Origin of the sequence: Sporosarcina koreensis (assembly GCF_001531445.1) — a bacterium.
Taxonomy (GTDB): domain Bacteria; phylum Bacillota; class Bacilli; order Bacillales_A; family Planococcaceae; genus Sporosarcina; species Sporosarcina koreensis_C.
This window is the reverse complement of sequence record NZ_LQYA01000198.1, coordinates 35,399-51,153: the sequence shown is the minus strand read 5'-3', so window position 1 is coordinate 51,153 and position 15,755 is coordinate 35,399. Positions and strand designations below refer to the sequence as shown.

Sequence of the window (15,755 nt, the reverse complement as noted above, 5' to 3'; positions counted from 1 at the left end):
TGAATATATGACAATTCAAGCAAACGGGCATACCTATTTGTAGTAACTTAAGCCAAAGCGTAGAAGATATAGAAAAGTATTTCGGGTTTATCTACAGTGACAAATTGATGGAGTATGGGTTTACGATCACTTAAAAGGAGAACGGCTCCATTCTGAGGTTGGTGGAGCTTGAACAGTTCTTTTTAGGTGTTGTTATAAACTATTAAATACGATAAAAGAGAGTCCGTATATGTGCCAAGACTCTCTTTTGTTCGATTTACCTTTTTCATACTTTCTTCCAGATTGTAATGGTGAAAATTTTCTTAGGGTAACTGACTGTCAGCATAAGGCAATAGATAATCCTTAAAATAATATAAAGGTCTTGATGAATCATCTTTAATACTGCTTGTCATAACTACTACCAATTGATAATCAGGAGCGAGAATAATATATTGTCCCTCATATCCAACCGCCAGTGCAATCCTACCTATTTGATTGTCGAATTGTTTATTCCACCAGTGGTACGCGTAAGAAGTACCATCATCAACTTTGACTTTTGGATTTGTAGATTCCTCAATCCAATCAGGGGTCAAAATTTGTTTGGATTTCCAACGTCCTTTATTCACATAAAGCGTACCGATTTTTAACATATCAACCGGTTTCATCGTTAATCCAAATCCACCAATAGCTATACCTTGAGCATCACTGTTCCACTTATAATCTGTTATTCCTAGAGGAGTAAATAAATGCTTTTTAGCGAAGGCTTCTGTATTTAATCCGGTAGTCTTTTGTAAGATTGCACTTAACAATTGTGAAGAACCACAACTGTAGACCATTTCTTTACCGGGAGGATGATCAATGTCCTGCTGAAGTACAAAATTGACCCAATTTTTGCTAGGTATCATACTACTATTCCCCGGCCATTGCAACCCAGAAGTCATTGTCAGCAGGTGTTTAATTGTGATTTTCTGGTTCTCTTTATCTTCATTAAATTCCTGAAAGAAATTACTAATTGGTGTGTTAACATTTTCAATATACCCTTTGTCTATCGCAATCCCGATCAATGCGGATAGGATGCTTTTTGTGACAGAATATATTTTGTGTTGCTTTTCTTTCATTTTATTGTTTCGATAGTATTCAAATACCACAGCATCATTCCTCTGGACAATGACGCTATCAATTTTATCTTTTTTTATGACTTTTTCAAACTCCGTTAAAGATTTCATTCGCCTATTAATCCCCCTCGTACCAATTATAAGCTTTAATATCTAAGCAATACTATCTTCTATTCTCCCAATAAAATCTTTCGTATGACGTTAAAGTGAGAGACTTGCTATAAGAGATCAGAATTCATAGTCGAAATAGCTTTTCACAAATTTTGACATGCGGTTGCTGTCATCTGGTTCGCCGATTGTGTCCAAATCAAAATCGTAGAAGTACAAATACGCGATGCGTTGGTGTTCATCGGATGTGCCAATCATTCCAAACGACTTCGGAAAGCCATCTCCTTCCAACACTCGAAACACATAACTGTTGAGTGAGAACTCCTCATTCGTGCGACTCGTATTATCCGTCGTTTCAGATGCGGATTCCAGTTTGGAGGCTGCGAAATCTTCCGCGAGTTTCCCTTTTTCGCTTTCATAGGTTTGCGTGTCATATTCGACCACTAGCGCTACCGAGTTGGCTTCGAAGAGGAACATTTTCTTTTGCGTATGTCGGTAGTCGATGGCCCTGTATGTTGGTAAATCCTCAAGAACGGGCATCATGTCTTTTGCTTCCGCATCAATGGCGGTGCCCGTGTTCAGGTACTCATTAATATCCGTACTTGTCTTGCCACAGCCCGCCAGCAGGAGTGCAAAGGTTATCATTACCAAGAGTTTAATAAGCCAAACATGCTGTCGCTTCGAAAATCCCACCCCCCTTTTGCGTTAACCCTCATAAGAGCCCGTGAGCTGTGCAATTTATTGGACAAGAAAATTACAATTCGTGACGCTCTTCTGTTCTATCCCTTTTCTTTTTATCTCCAAAATACTTCCACAGGTGGTATGTAGTCCAGAATAAAGCTGCACCTATAAGCATTGAAAATGGGGCAACGTATGGTTTTCCAAGAATATAATCCGGGGTAAAAACTACGTACAATACTAAAATAATTATTGCTGGTATCAAAAGAATCCAATACCGTTTGTCTTTAAAAGTGCTGAAACTCCACATACAATTACCTCCCCGTGTATATATGATTAGTCAATCTGATCCTTTTGTTGAAAAACGAGCAGGATGACCCACCAAATTAATAGACTTACAATAAACATAAAAACGAATTGATTCATGCCACCGTTTACCGTTTCGTAGAATTCCCTGCAAATTTAAACGAATTCTATTTGAGAAGGTTACAACTTATATCATGTCGGCTATTGTGTTTTGTCTAAAGCAAATTTAAATTAGCCGTTTGTTCATTCATTGATCGATGCAAAAAAGAGTACGTCCTCTTCAAACGGAGTGAACATGCTTCTTCCATACTTATTCTTAACGGTTTTACTCGCTAGGGGTAAAGTTCAGATTTTTAACAAAGGCTATTAGCATTGCCTCTTCATCAAGAAACCATTTTTTCTTTAATTGCGGAGAGAGATAAGAACTATCGCTATGGAGATATGGTTGTGAAATAATACTTTTAGCAACTGGAGCCATATAAATTTGATTGAGGATTTCCAAAGGTTCCGGATATTCAAAGTACACATTTAATCTAGGCTGTGAATTATCATTTCTCCATTTTGCAAATCCTTGAGAAAAGTTTTTGTGTTCTGGCATTTTTATTTGTTGAAATACCTCTGAGGGCAATATGATTTTTGCCAAACAATAAAGACCATGTGCAGGCACACATAGCTGTTTGATCGCTTTACTAAAATCTGCACGCATGTATCCTGAACAAAAATTTTGTAAATGTTCCCCCATTTCCTCGGCATCTTCTTTGTGTAATGAAAGTAGAAATGCAACTCCTGAACATTCCCATTGTGGTTTCTTCGTGCCAACAAATTTCTCGGCAGCCTCAATCGCTTTTGGCAACAGTGTTTCATCTTGATACCACATTGCAATCAAGAGGTTGCTCATCACAACATAGAATGGGTAGCCATTTTTAGTTAAACCCAGTTCGGATGAAAGAATGCGCTCCATTGTTTCATAATCCCCGCAAGCGAATGCCTCTAAAATATGTAAGAAATTTCGACAATGGTCATAGCCTCCGCTACTTCCCGGAAGTAAATTATGACGCATTTGCTGGAAAATTAAATCATTCCACTTTTGCCAGTCTTGATGTAAAAAGCACTCATCTAACCAACTATCATAGTTAGTTTTTATGAGTCCAAATGACATTGATTTGACGATTGTTGCTAATACCTCATTATCTTTTGCCTTATTTATAACTATTTCATATTTATTAATACATTGCTCAATGTATTGACTTTTATCTGTATCTATCACACTTCACAACCCCTTTTTATATCCCCGTTACAAATCAAAAGTTATTTTATATTTATCCGCATTAGGTTTACACATGTCAACTCCGTAACTTTCTCGCTAGTGCATATCCATTCACTTGTCAGAACATGTGTATTCTCCGTATGGTTGTGGTAAACTGAACATATAATAAAAGAGACCGGGTGCACTAACACCCAGTCAGTACAGCTGACATCCGCATGAAGTGCGGTCGGCCATTAGCACGAGAGTTTTTACAAGAGTAACTGCCCTGCTTACTTGCCGGTTAGCGGAGGGCAGTTACTTTTTTCTTTTGGTGTATAGAGCAATCATCGCTACAATGGCTGTTGCCGTTGCTACGAGGAACATTCCAAACTGGAACATCATTGTCATCGCTTCATATGTCACCATATAAACACCCCCTTTCTCAAGGGAGTGCCAACCGCCCATCCGCCGTATGTCGCTGTACCTTCCATTCTATCACTTATTCTCTAAAATACGACTAGGAATTCTGAATTAAAAAAAGAAACATAAATCTCCAATACAGAGAATTTGTGCTTCTTTTTTTGTTGCTTTCAATAAGATCTTATTAAGACAGTGTTAGTTGAACCTGTGTCCAATTGCCTGTTTTTCGATAAACGCTTTTCTACGATAGACGCTTAAGACTAAGCCGATTAGAAAAGCATTCATCAGTAATGGTGTAATCCCGTAACTAATAAATGGTAACGGCACGCCTGTTAGTGGTAAGAAGCCAAACACCATTAAAACGGAGTAAATACTCTGGCAGCTGTATAATGTTCCTGCTGCGATAACGAGTAATTTACCAAATGATTGCGGCATTGTAGTAACAAGCCTCAAAATGCGTAGCGCAACTGCGAGTATGATACCAATGACTGCGATTCCTGCAACATAGCCGTGCGATTGAATAAGTTGTACCAAAGCATAATCAGTGTGGGCTTCAGGAATGTAGTGAAGCTTATCCGCTCCGAACCAGCCAGCCCGTGCGAGTGCTTCATTTAATTGGAGCATCATGTAGCCTGCTGAATCCGCATATAATTCAGGATGTAAAAACGCTCTGATGCGTACTGTTTGATATGGCTCAAGTAAATAGTGATATGCATAAACACTAAATGCCGCTATCGCTAACCCCATTCCCCCTACTATTAAAAATACAATAAGCTTCACTTTTCGGTTGAAATAGCTAAAGCTAAACAAGACAGCCATTACTGCCATATATAGTAGTGCTACAGAAAGACTCCCTAGCATCATAAATAAGAATAATGGAAGTAGAAATAATCCAGTCAGTTTCCACCCTTTCCGTTTACGTTCAGTGAAAAATCCTGCAAAGGCTAATAATAACAACGGAAGTGACATCCAAGCCTGAAAACGAATTGGTCCTATTTTATACATTGCTTCTCCGTTAACAAAGATGTTCGGCATAGCCCAGAGAACGATTAATAACAGCAGTGCACCCCTATAAAACGACATACTATAGCGTTGCAGTTTACGATAATCAAAATACATGATGACGGCTATCCCTGCAACGGCTAGTATAATATGAATGATTTTATTTTCAACAAAATAACCCGTCATATCTACACCAAATCGATGGCTGAAATCTGTCGTTAAGATCGGTGTAATGCTTACGGCAATCAATAGCAACACTGCGCCAATTAGCCAGAAATCCCAGTTTGGCCGGTGAATTTTGTCCATTGATTTTCCGATCTGGGAAGCAGAGCCCATTTCCGCAATCGCTTTTTGCTCAGCTTCTATTGGGGAGTAGCCTGAATTCACCCAGGCTTGTTTGGATTTCGTCAGATGGTGGTGCAATTCTTCTTCTACATAGCTACGTGCCTCTTTTGAACGGATATAGCTTGTAACTTGCTGTAGAAACTCCTTAATCGACATTCATGCGCACCCCCAAAATTAGTTCCTTAAGAGATAGATTTTCATGCGCATTGTCTTGCAGTAATTGCTTTTTCCTGAGCTTCGTTAATTGATAGTACTTCACACCACTTTCCCATCTTGCAGAAAGCCAACCGTGCTGCTCTGCTTCATGTAAAATTGAATAAATCATCCCTTCATTATGAACAATTTGCTCGACACCACGTACATGCAGCATTTGTGTTATCTCCGTGCCTGATTTTGATTCTGTGAGCATGGATAGAATTGTTTGTTGTAGGGATAATACTTGTAACTGTTTATGTACTTGCTGTCGATGTTTTGGCCTAAATTCTACTTTAGTAAAGACAGTTTGATCGACTGCTTTTTTAAAACTTTTTAAGCGTTCTTCCACTCCTACTCACACTCCAATCGATTTTTCAATAATTGTTTTGCTTTACGCAATCTCGTTTTCACGGTACTTTCGTTTAGCTGCAGGACGTCTGCTATTTCCTTCATCGATTGCTCCTCGTAATAGCATAAATAGATTACTTCACGATACTTCACTGGTAGTGCGAACACAACGCGTGCCAGTTCTTCATCTTGTTGTTGCCTAATAACTTGCTGCTCGACACAATCCCCACTTTTCACTTGTGCGAATCGATTATCTTCAGTCGCTTCTACATTTTTTGCATACCAGCTTTTCAAATAATCTTTTGTATGATTAATCGCAATGCGCCATAACCAAGTTTTCATTGAAGAATTAAACTGGAAGGTTGGTAATGCCCTATAGCTCTTTACAAATATCTCTTGTGTTAAATCTTCCGCAACGGAGAGGTTATGTACGTATTGCATAACAAGCTGTAATATATCTTGACCATAGTCAATCATTAGTTCATCGATAATCGTTTCATACGAAAGTAGTTTCGTTTGTTCAATTGAATAGCTATCCACTTCATTCCCCCCTCATAATATTAGACGAGTGCCGATTGGCAGAAGTTTTTTTATTTGTAATATATAGCACTATATCTAAACTTCTAATAATAGCGATAGACGGCTTTGTATATAGCATTAGTGGGATATTTCTAGAATCCTTTATCTCCAAATGTTACTATTACTTGAATGATAAAGGCTACCAACTATTATAGATATCATTGGGAGGAAGAAATGGAAAAAAAGCGTATAGATAACGAGGGGAATAAAGTAGACGAATATCTATTTTCCGATATGTTTTTAGCAGATTTTTGGGAGGACAGCGAGTATGCAATAGAATCATATCAATCCGAGCCGCCTACGGTTGATTTAATTGATTCGATTGAGAAAGAGCTTGGTTACAAACTTCCAACCTCTTATATTCAACTTATGAAGCATCGAAATGGCGGGGTGCCGAAGAATACCAACTTTCCAACAGAGGAACCGACTTCTTGGGCAGAGGATCATATTGCCATTACAGGGATTATGGGAATTGGTCGCGAGAAAAGCTATTCACTGTGTGGGGATTTAGGTAGCCCATTTATGATTGAGGAATGGGGATATCCTGACATCGGTGTGGTGATCTGTGATTGTCCTTCAGCTGGTCATGATGTCGTCATGTTAGACTACCGGGCATGCGATACAGATGGTGAACCAGCAGTTGTTCATGTCGATCAAGAAGATGATTATAAAATTACCTTTCTTGCTGATAATTTCGAGGAGTTTATCAAGGGCCTAGTGAATGATGAACAATATGATACTTCTGAAGAAAACAAAGAAGAAGCTTTGGATAAAGTAGCGCACGGCAAATTTTCTCCTATGCTGGAGGAGCTATGCTCTCGGGTAACCGAATTGGAGCAGGTGGAACAAAAAATCCGCAGCATCTGTACACGGATTGTCGAAGAGAAAGGCCATTTTTCATTTCACGCAGACAAATTATCGTATGTCATGTACGATGTGCAGTTTTGGTTATATACGAAGCCAAATCCAGACACCAGTCGCGATCAATATGTAGCTGCTTACCCGAACATCATCGTATTTGGGGATGAATTCGGCCAAGGCGGATATGCCCCTTCCTTCATTACGGATTGGCTTGACCACCGCATGCAGGAAGGGCGGATTGTACAGGAGAACGGGATGATCCACTTTTCTGATTCCTATGCGGAGGAAGTAATTAAGACGTTGCAAGAAGCTTAATAAGGTTTATGAAGAGCTCGCTGTTAAAGCGGGCTCTTCTTCATTCACTGTTAGTAACGGCACTCACTAGCAGCATTGCCAATCATACACTACCTTTGAAAAGTCCCTATTTTTCAAAGCGTCCTTCGGAATAGATAAAACACAATTCCCGGAATCCCCAAACATAATGCCGCATTCGTCATCGATATCCAGTTGCAGTAAAAGAAAATCGCCATCATCAAAACCGATATCGTCATTCTGAACAAAATAAGGATAACCGCCAACTCTGCTATCGCTGCTATAGCAATCATCACTCAGTTTCTCGTATTCTACTTCTGATAACTTCTTCATGAAAATTTCTCGAAACAGATCTAATGAGGAAGACATAGGCATCTCCCTTGATGTAAAATACATTTTACCGCTATGTGTAAAAGGAAGATTCCAGTTATATTCTTCATTTTCATAAGGATGCTTCTTTACTAAACGGTCTTCATTTTCCTCGTAATCTTCAATATATTTTACTAAAATCGGATCCTCCAAACCATACATATCATCGTTTACAACAAAAAATTGCAGTAATCCCTTTTCTGGCAATTCATCTAGATTTTCAAGATCAGCCAAATTGATTTGTGCAAGAAACAACATAGGGTTTCCCTTTTCATCGAAAGGATAATCTTCACTGCTTTTCAAATAGGGATACCCACCTAATTTACTGTCCCATGGTTTTGTTTCTTGACGCTTCAAACTGATCTCGTTGCTATACCTAAAGGTGCTTTTAATTAGGTTTTCATGTCCTTTCAAGAGCTCAGGAATTTCGTATGTCATCATTGGAAGCATCCCCCATTCTATTGTCTACTAATGAACATAATACTTCATAGGGTTCAAATAAATAAGTCGTACATAAGTTATCGCTTATAGCCGGGCTGTTCCAACGTAATTGGATTCGGATTGCTGAGAACCCATTCAACTGCCATTTCGCATAGTCTCGCAGGTTCATCATTCCCATTGCCGTTGTGTAGTTCTTTCATTAATGTCGCTGCCTCCTGAAGTGCGGCGGGATGTAATGACTTGCCTAAGCTAAAGTAATGGATCAAACTATTAAGCATTTGACGAAATTGATTATCCCAATTGATACCGCCATTATCTAAAACTTCGTAGGACACTTTACCAGTAATGCGGATCACCTCACCCTGCACGGTTTTCGCATGTCCTTGTGAAGGAATTAGGAAATTCCATAATTCATGGTGCTGCGCCTGCCATCCCTTTGTTGAAACTGTTATTGGAGATATACCATCGTGCGTCTTCCGTTTCCCTACCGGGGGAACATCAAATAGCTCATAGAGACGGTAAAGTGCGTCATCGGTTTCATTCAAAAAATCTTTATTAAACCCTTCTCTATGAAATTCAAATTCATTTCCGATCCGCTTAACCGAGTCTCTCATTTTCTGCGTTACAGTTGCTCCAGCGTTTAGCAAAATATCGGCAACCTCTGCCATATGAACAATATCTATATTTCTACACATGGCCAAAGCTTTTTCTAAAGGAGTTTGTTTCATCTTATTTTCCGCGCTGATATTTGCACCTTTAGCAACCAACGTATGAACTGCATTCGGCTTAAATGAACCTGCAGCGGCAAATAAAGGCGTCTCATTTTGATAATCAAGGGCTTCTAGATCCGCACCTAACCCAAGCAGCAATTCAGAATTCCCCCACCAACTCATCGCATGTTTATGTAATGCCGTTCTTCCGTAACTATCTACAGCATTTATATCAGCCCCCTGTTCCACGAGCCAGTGAACCAATTCATTCGGAAGGTTAAAGCTCAAGGCTGTTGATTTACTGTAACCGCCTCGGGCATCCAACTCGCATTTGGCAAATACCTCTTTTAAAGCTGCTATGTCACCCGCTTCAATTAGTTCATCGAAATTTTTCGGTAAGGTTTTTCTCTTTCTGCCCATCTCCACTTCTCTCCCTACGTCATTTTTACATATTGTTGCATTGTTACATAAATCCGTCCTCTGGTTCACCGACAGCAAATCCTAATACTTGTGTCGCTTCCACTTTAAATCTCTCTATCCAAGAACGCCAATCATTATCAATCATCTGTGCATAAAATGATAATCCGCTTGGTTCAACGGAAGCTGTGATGAAAACATCATCATCTTCATCCCCGAACCAATAAGGAAGTCCATTTTTATATCCTATCCACCCAGGCATACTCTCATATATAGTAGCTACTTTATCCCATACATCATCAGACAGGTAATACCATATATTTAGATTGCAATTTTGAGAGTTGTTGTCACTCACTTGTGCCCCTCCTTTGCGGAATTCTTTTTCTCATTGTACCATTGTCAGCTCCAAGTTCGTTTTATTCACTTGAAACAGCAAGCCGCATTGCCAATCGTATTGCTGTTGCTGGATTTGCAGCTTGGTTTACATCACCTACAAAAAAACAGATCCTTCTCTGGATAATAAAAAGCAAAAGAACCTGTCGAGCCCGAATGCCCAATCAATTCCCCCTTACCCATAAAAAGCACTGAAAGTCCGCCTAATGGGATTCGCATATAGCCACCGCCATATTGAATGGGATAAAAAGTGATTTGCAACTTTTTATAGTTCTCCAACTGATGGAAAATATCTTTATTAAATAATCCACCTCCAAAAAACGCTTTAATAAAGACCATCATTTCGCGGGCAGTGCTAATTGCCCCTCCACTCGCAGGACAGCTTTTTAAATACTTCGGAAGGGAAAGTGCTTTATTTTTATAATAAACATTAGGAATGAAATCATCCTCATCTATTGGTAAATATGTTTTCTTAAGTCCCAAAGGTTTAAAAATGAACTCCTTAAAGACATCTTTCAATGAGGAATTTGTAGCGGATTCGATAATCTTGCCAAGGATATCAAAGTTGATATCCGCATAATGTGATTTATTCAATGTGTCAGGTGCAAAGTGTGGTTTCATCTCTTTAGTCAATGCTATTAATTCATCAATTGTGATGTTCATATCTTCCTGGAGTACAAGTTTTCGAAGATTATTTTTACCTTCCTCAGATACATCCGGTAACCCACTTGTCTGAAACAACAAATGGGCTATTGTTAATTTCGGAGTATATTCCTGTCCTTTATAATGGTGGAGTCCACTAAGATTCCCATGATCGAAAAAACGTGTCACTTTATCATCGAATGACAGTTTACCTTGCTCGAGCAATATTAAAATGCATGTTGTTGTAAACAACTTCGTAATACTTGCCATGAGTAATGGTTCATCTATGCTCTTGCCCCCGTACTCATTTTTGTATGAAAAATCCCCATTTCCATTTTGGATAAATAGAACAGACTCATGTATTTTCTTTGATTTCACTACACGGCTAAATATTTCATCGTATTTGTTAGTCACCATTCGTTTCTAACGTCCCTTCTAATAGACTGTTTGATTATATTAATTGATGTCTATTTGCATGCAGAAAAAAAGGCTTCCCAAAAGTTCATCGAACTAATGGGAAGCCTTCAATTAACAATCCAGATTTCTAATATCTTCAATCAATTGTTCAACATTTTCCTTTTTCGTAGCCCAACTCGTACAAAATCTCACAACACTATGCGTATCATCGAATTTCTCCCAATAGGAAAATGAATACTTCTCGCCCAATTTACTCAACACATTATTCGGCAAAATAGGGAATTGTTGATTTGTCTTGGAGTCATATCTTAATGAATACCCTTTTTCAACAAACGCTTCTCGAATCATCATCGCCAAGTCTACAGCATGCTTAGAAATCTCATAGTATAATCCATCTTCAAACAAAGTTTCAAACTGAATCCCTAATAAACGCCCCTTAGCGAGCAATCCTCCTTTTTGTTTGATCATATACCGAAAGTCTTTTTTAAGGTCATCATTTAAGATGACAACAGCTTCCCCAAACAATGCTCCGAGTTTCGTTCCGCCGATATAGAACACATCACAAAGTCTTGCGATATCGCTTAGAGATAGATCGTTGTCTTTTGCAGCCAGGCCATACCCTAATCGAGCGCCATCCATAAATAATGGCAAGCCACATTCCCGGCAGACTGTGCTTAATTCCTCCAGTTCAGATTTACTGTAAGTCGTCCCATTCTCGGAAGGATGTGAAATGTAAACCAAACCCGGCTGTACTATATGTTCATGAGTGGCATCGTTCCAGTGGGCATCATACAATTCTTTTACTTGTTTTGCATTAATCTTCCCATCATCACTCGGCAACGTAAGCACTTTATGTCCAGTCGCTTCAATTGCTCCCGTTTCATGTCCTGCAATATGACCAGTTATCGCTGAAATGGCCCCTTGATGCGGGCGCAATATGGAAGAGATAATCGTAGTATTTGCTTGTGTTCCACCAACTAAGAAATGTACATCTGCATTCTCCATATTACACGCTTTTTGAATATACCCCCTGGCCCTTTCACAATAGTCATCCATCCCATATCCAGGCGTCTGTACTTCATTGGTTTCCATTAGTCGATTCAGAATTTGTTCATGTGCACCTTCTAAATAGTCACTTTCAAAACGTATCATTTATTATCCATCCACCTTTGCAGTAGTTTCGTTAAAACCTAGTTTTAAGTATATCTTCTTCTGAAAATAAAATTAAGTATATCTTTGTCATAGAGACAAGCGTATCATTCTTTTCCTTGATGTATGTACTTTACTCCTCAAGAAAAAACCTTCTCCAATCATCTTGTTTAATGATTAGAGAAGGTTTTTTAGTCTTCACTTGTCTTCTTTATTTTTCTTTTTCTCGCTTCTTCTTTTCTTTCTTTTCCTTCTTCTCTCTCTTTTTCCGTTCTTTCTCTCTTTTCTTCTTGTCCTTCTTCTCTCTTTTTTTCTTTTCCTTCTCTTCTTTCTCCTTCTGTTTCCTTTTCTCTTCTTCTTGCTTTTGTTTTCTCTCCTTTAACTTATTTTTCTGTTCCTCTAGATTTTTTTTCATTTTCGCGATTAATGGTAAATCAAATTTCTTCGTAGGGTATTCACTCATTGATCTTGATAAGACTTGCCCGAAAATTGGAGGTGCTGTGAAACTACTCGTAGAAGTCAAGTAATGTTCGGCATCCGTTTTATCATAACCTAGCCAAACCGCACCCACGATGTCTGGCGTATATCCGACGAACCAATGATCCTTCGATCCATCCAAACCCGTGAATGGCAGCTGAGTAGTACCTGTTTTGCCGGCAACTTCCATTCCTGAAATCTGAGCTTTCTTGGCCGTACCTTCTTCGACTGCGCCTTGCAGCATATAAGTCATTTGCTGGGCAACTTCAGCATCTGTTACTTCTTCAGACTGTTCATGCCATTTTCCAATGACTTTGCCTTCTGAATTTTTTATTTCGATAATCGCATGGGCTTCCATCATGATCCCATCATTCGCGAATGTAGAAAAAGCTTGAGCCATACGCAGGGGTGAAGTACCTTTGTGCAAGCCCCCTAATGCCAGGCCAAGATTATGATCTTGTTCTTCCAATGGGATTCCGAACCGCTCTACGGCGCGCACACCATTTTCAATTCCGATGTTATTCAAGAGCCAGACAGGAGGGATATTATACGATTGAGCGACTGCATCGTACATCGTCACTTGCCCTCTAAATTTATGATCGAAATTTTGCGGGGAATATCCATTAATGTTAATTGGTTCATCAACGAGCAAATCCGAAATATGATAGCCTTGCTCCAACGCAGCAGTGTAGACAAGCGGTTTCAAAGTCGATCCCGGTTGTCTAACGAGCTCGGTCGCATTATTAAAGCGTGCATACGTATATTCCCCTCTGCCCCCAACCAAGGCACTAATTCCACCCGTTTTAGGATTCAAGAAGACTGAAGCGCTTTGAATGAGTTGATCCGGCTTACTCTCCGGAAAATAACGATCATCCTGATAGACTTCTTCAAGGGCATCTTGGATGACAGGATTTAACGCTGTATATATATGTAATCCTCCAGACAGCACTTCATTTTTCGTTAGTCCGTACTTGTTAACCGCCTCATCAATGATATGGTCAATATAATAAGGATACTTCCCTTCATAATTCGGCAGTGTTGAATCAGCTAACACAATTTCTTGTCCGACCGCTTCATCGAACTCCGCTTGACTAATATACTTTTCATTTTTCATTAACGATAAAACAATGTTACGTCGTTGCACCGACTTTTCCATGTTTTTATAAGGTGATAAATGGGAAGGTGCTTTAATTAAACCCGCCAATGTAGCGGATTCGCTTAACGATAACTCGCTTACATCTTTTCCAAAGTAAATTTGCGCAGCTCGTTGAACACCCCATGCCCCTTCGCCTAAATAGATTTGATTCAGGTAGCGTTCCAGTATGTCATCTTTTGAATACGTTCTCTCAATTTTCCTCGCTATAAGCAATTCTTTGAATTTACGAGAGTATGTACGTTCCTGCGTTAAAAATGCATTTTTGGTAAGCTGTTGAGTGATTGTACTCCCACCAGCCACAACCTCACCTTTTAATAGGTTTTGAGTAAATGCCCGCGCAATCCCAAAATAATTAATCCCATGATGTTTATAAAATTGTTGATCCTCAACAGAGATCACTGCTTCAATCAACTCTTTTGGTATTTGGTCTAGACGAACTCCTTCAATGTTGGAATTCGAAATCTTACTAACGATCTCTCCGTTTTGATCGTAAATAAATGTCGGTCTTGGTTCAGGTTCTTCTAGTTTACTCACATCACTTGATGAAATTAAGTGATTCACCATTAATAATCCACAAAGGACTACAAGTAGCATTACGAATAATAGTATTCGGAAAGGTTTTTTAATGTTTGACCATTTCTTCCCTTTATTCAATCGTTTCTGTTGCTGCTTATGTTCAATTCTTCCCATATGAATTCCACCTTCTTGATTGCCTTTCGGACAACAAGTTTAGCATATTGGAAAGGAGAAAACTAAATGAATTACAACATGAAAAATCTACCACCCCATAACGATAACCGAGGTTTCGCATTTCTTTATCCTTCTATTGTTTCAGAAGATCGTTAAAACACGGAAACCATGACATAAAACGTATTATTTTCAAAATCTAAATAGTTTAAGAGGTGTTTGAAATTGATAGCTCTATATACAGATGCACGATTATTGAGTGGTCGGTTTCTGTCAGTCCTTTCACAATTCCTTCTTGAACGGGTTGGATTTACTTTTGCTGCTTACGTTATGAACCATCATTTTGACGGCCATAATATCTGCGGGTAACTCATATATGCGTCCACACGTATGCTTTGGGATTTGGCGCACAATGGGAAAGCGCCGAAGTCCTAAGGGTTGGATGAAGAGGCTTGCCGGTTCAATTCGTTGATCGCCTCAAAATAGTCGGCTCCCTTGCCTTCCTATCCACATTATTCGGGGACGGTATAGTTTGGTGCTGGTTATTAAACGCATGGGGGATGGCTGGATTTTGACTTGACTTGGGATTGCAATCAGTCTTTACCGTTTTAGAAAACCTTATATTGCGCAAGGCGGTAATCTGTAGGATCTTCCTAATCGCGAAAAATGGTTTCTATTCGGTCCTTTGTTGGTCCAGGTCCTATGTATCTTCATCATTGCCGAACAAAAAATCCAAGCCTTTACGAGCGATGAAATCGATTGGAATAGCGCACTCGTTTCCTATATCGGTCTCCCCCTTTTCTCGATCGTTTGGTTGATTTATGAAGTTAAGCATAAAAATAAAGTTGATTCCATTAATGATTGTGACTTTGAAAGTAAATGATGATATGAAATACAGCTGGATGGAAGAGGTGAACCTCTCCCATTGCCATTTTTTTATTATATCTTACTGATATAACGAATTTTATTGAGCCCACTACGGAGGGAAACTTTCCCTTTGTCAAAACCATGATGTCTTTATAGAACTGAAAGGGCCTTGTCTAGTTGATGTCCACCATAACTTTGTCCAACACTGGAACGAAGCAAGCGAAAGACACTTTGCCGATGGGTATGATGGCAAGGAAGCGAATATGCCCAAGAGAAGAACCTAAAAAGAAAAGGCGTCGCTTATGTACAGATTGAAAGGACAGGCCAAAGCGGCAGGTACGTGAATGGCCAAGCATTCCCAAAGGCTAATGCCTTCGACATTCAACATGGCGAACAATCAAATTTCGATCAAAACTGTGCGACGATTAAAGTTGCCCACCATTCTAACAACTTTGAGCACCAGCAAATTGGCGTTCATGGAATTGTCTCCAACCTGAGTTGAGCTTTTCTGCGTGGTGTGGAAGTGGTAGCAGTCG

15 protein-coding genes and 1 pseudogene are annotated in these 15,755 nt (G+C 39.3%); 2 read left to right on the top strand and 14 right to left on the bottom strand.

Annotation, left to right across the window (positions count from 1 at the left end):
* Window positions 1-302: 302 nt before the first annotated feature.
* The 8 genes from AWV70_RS18130 to AWV70_RS18100 all read right to left on the bottom strand — a co-directional run bounded on the left by AWV70_RS18130 (window position 303) and on the right by AWV70_RS18100 (window position 6,282).
* Window positions 303-1,205: a serine hydrolase domain-containing protein gene (locus tag AWV70_RS18130; protein ID WP_060209943.1), complete on the bottom strand. Its 903-nt coding sequence runs from the start codon at window positions 1,203-1,205 to the stop codon at window positions 303-305.
* A gap of 117 nt (window positions 1,206-1,322) precedes the next feature.
* A complete protein-coding gene (locus AWV70_RS18125) occupies window positions 1,323-1,895 on the bottom strand; it encodes a hypothetical protein (RefSeq protein WP_060209942.1) in 573 nt (190 codons plus the stop codon).
* A gap of 61 nt (window positions 1,896-1,956) precedes the next feature.
* Window positions 1,957-2,190: a hypothetical protein gene (locus AWV70_RS18120; RefSeq protein WP_060209941.1), complete on the bottom strand. Its 234-nt coding sequence runs from the start codon at window positions 2,188-2,190 to the stop codon at window positions 1,957-1,959.
* A gap of 321 nt (window positions 2,191-2,511) precedes the next feature.
* Window positions 2,512-3,453 carry a hypothetical protein gene (locus tag AWV70_RS18115; protein ID WP_060209940.1) on the bottom strand — a complete coding sequence of 314 codons (942 nt, stop codon included), beginning with the start codon at window positions 3,451-3,453 and terminating at the stop codon, window positions 2,512-2,514.
* 294 nt (window positions 3,454-3,747) lie between these two features.
* The gene (locus AWV70_RS24850) at window positions 3,748-3,858 is read right to left on the bottom strand and encodes a putative holin-like toxin (protein WP_235588739.1); all 111 of its coding nucleotides are present in this window, start codon (window positions 3,856-3,858) and stop codon (window positions 3,748-3,750) included.
* 189 nt (window positions 3,859-4,047) lie between these two features.
* Entirely contained in the window at window positions 4,048-5,355 is a 1,308-nt protein-coding gene (locus tag AWV70_RS18110) for an FtsW/RodA/SpoVE family cell cycle protein (protein ID WP_060209939.1), read from the bottom strand.
* Window positions 5,345-5,743 carry a helix-turn-helix transcriptional regulator gene (locus AWV70_RS18105; protein ID WP_060209938.1) on the bottom strand — a complete coding sequence of 133 codons (399 nt, stop codon included), beginning with the start codon at window positions 5,741-5,743 and terminating at the stop codon, window positions 5,345-5,347. The genes AWV70_RS18110 and AWV70_RS18105 overlap by 11 nt, the downstream gene beginning before the upstream one ends.
* A 2-nt stretch (window positions 5,744-5,745) precedes the next feature.
* Window positions 5,746-6,282 (bottom strand): sigma-70 family RNA polymerase sigma factor, encoded by a 537-nt coding sequence (locus AWV70_RS18100; protein ID WP_060209937.1) that lies wholly within the window; start codon window positions 6,280-6,282, stop codon window positions 5,746-5,748.
* A gap of 255 nt (window positions 6,283-6,537) precedes the next feature.
* On the opposite strand from AWV70_RS18100, the pseudogene AWV70_RS18095 reads away from it, so the two are divergent.
* Window positions 6,538-7,497: pseudogene (locus AWV70_RS18095) on the top strand (SMI1/KNR4 family protein); the annotation flags it as partial.
* A gap of 66 nt (window positions 7,498-7,563) precedes the next feature.
* On the opposite strand, the gene AWV70_RS18090 reads toward AWV70_RS18095, so the two are convergent.
* From AWV70_RS18090 to AWV70_RS18065, 6 genes are all read right to left on the bottom strand, one after another.
* Window positions 7,564-8,304, bottom strand: coding sequence for a YwqG family protein (locus AWV70_RS18090; protein WP_060209935.1), 741 nt, complete (start codon window positions 8,302-8,304; stop codon window positions 7,564-7,566).
* A 77-nt stretch (window positions 8,305-8,381) separates the two neighbouring features.
* Window positions 8,382-9,434 (bottom strand): ankyrin repeat domain-containing protein, encoded by a 1,053-nt coding sequence (locus AWV70_RS18085; RefSeq protein ID WP_060209934.1) that lies wholly within the window; start codon window positions 9,432-9,434, stop codon window positions 8,382-8,384.
* 43 nt (window positions 9,435-9,477) lie between these two features.
* On the bottom strand, window positions 9,478-9,786 hold the full coding sequence (locus AWV70_RS18080; RefSeq protein ID WP_060209933.1) for a hypothetical protein: 309 nt from the start codon (window positions 9,784-9,786) through the stop codon (window positions 9,478-9,480).
* Window positions 9,787-9,917: 131 nt separating this feature from the next.
* The gene (locus tag AWV70_RS18075; RefSeq protein WP_235588753.1) at window positions 9,918-10,736 is read right to left on the bottom strand and encodes a serine hydrolase domain-containing protein; all 819 of its coding nucleotides are present in this window, start codon (window positions 10,734-10,736) and stop codon (window positions 9,918-9,920) included.
* Between the two features lie 258 nt (window positions 10,737-10,994).
* Window positions 10,995-12,035, bottom strand: a complete 1,041-nt coding sequence (locus AWV70_RS18070; RefSeq protein WP_060209932.1) for a threonine aldolase family protein — start codon at window positions 12,033-12,035, stop codon at window positions 10,995-10,997.
* A gap of 208 nt (window positions 12,036-12,243) precedes the next feature.
* On the bottom strand, window positions 12,244-14,355 hold the full coding sequence (locus AWV70_RS18065) for a transglycosylase domain-containing protein (protein ID WP_060209931.1): 2,112 nt from the start codon (window positions 14,353-14,355) through the stop codon (window positions 12,244-12,246).
* A 1,204-nt stretch (window positions 14,356-15,559) separates the two neighbouring features.
* On the opposite strand from AWV70_RS18065, the gene AWV70_RS23910 reads away from it, so the two are divergent.
* The gene (locus tag AWV70_RS23910) at window positions 15,560-15,721 is read left to right on the top strand and encodes a hypothetical protein (RefSeq protein WP_160327684.1); all 162 of its coding nucleotides are present in this window, start codon (window positions 15,560-15,562) and stop codon (window positions 15,719-15,721) included.
* Window positions 15,722-15,755 lie beyond the last annotated feature (34 nt).

What these genes read in the sequence shown, in the direction of transcription:
- AWV70_RS18120 (WP_060209941.1), bottom strand. Translation starts at nt 2,190, where the DNA reads ATGTGGAGTTTCAGCACTTTTAAAGACAAACGGTATTGGATTCTTTTG.
- AWV70_RS18085 (WP_060209934.1), bottom strand. Translation starts at nt 9,434, where the DNA reads ATGGGCAGAAAGAGAAAAACCTTACCGAAAAATTTCGATGAACTAATT.
- AWV70_RS18090 (WP_060209935.1), bottom strand. Translation starts at nt 8,304, where the DNA reads ATGATGACATACGAAATTCCTGAGCTCTTGAAAGGACATGAAAACCTA.
- AWV70_RS24850 (WP_235588739.1), bottom strand. Translation starts at nt 3,858, where the DNA reads ATGGTGACATATGAAGCGATGACAATGATGTTCCAGTTTGGAATGTTC.
- AWV70_RS18130 (WP_060209943.1), bottom strand. Translation starts at nt 1,205, where the DNA reads ATGAAATCTTTAACGGAGTTTGAAAAAGTCATAAAAAAAGATAAAATT.
- AWV70_RS18065 (WP_060209931.1), bottom strand. Translation starts at nt 14,355, where the DNA reads ATGGGAAGAATTGAACATAAGCAGCAACAGAAACGATTGAATAAAGGG.
- AWV70_RS18070 (WP_060209932.1), bottom strand. Translation starts at nt 12,035, where the DNA reads ATGATACGTTTTGAAAGTGACTATTTAGAAGGTGCACATGAACAAATT.
- AWV70_RS18110 (WP_060209939.1), bottom strand. Translation starts at nt 5,355, where the DNA reads ATGTCGATTAAGGAGTTTCTACAGCAAGTTACAAGCTATATCCGTTCA.
- AWV70_RS18075 (WP_235588753.1), bottom strand. Translation starts at nt 10,736, where the DNA reads ATGGCAAGTATTACGAAGTTGTTTACAACAACATGCATTTTAATATTG.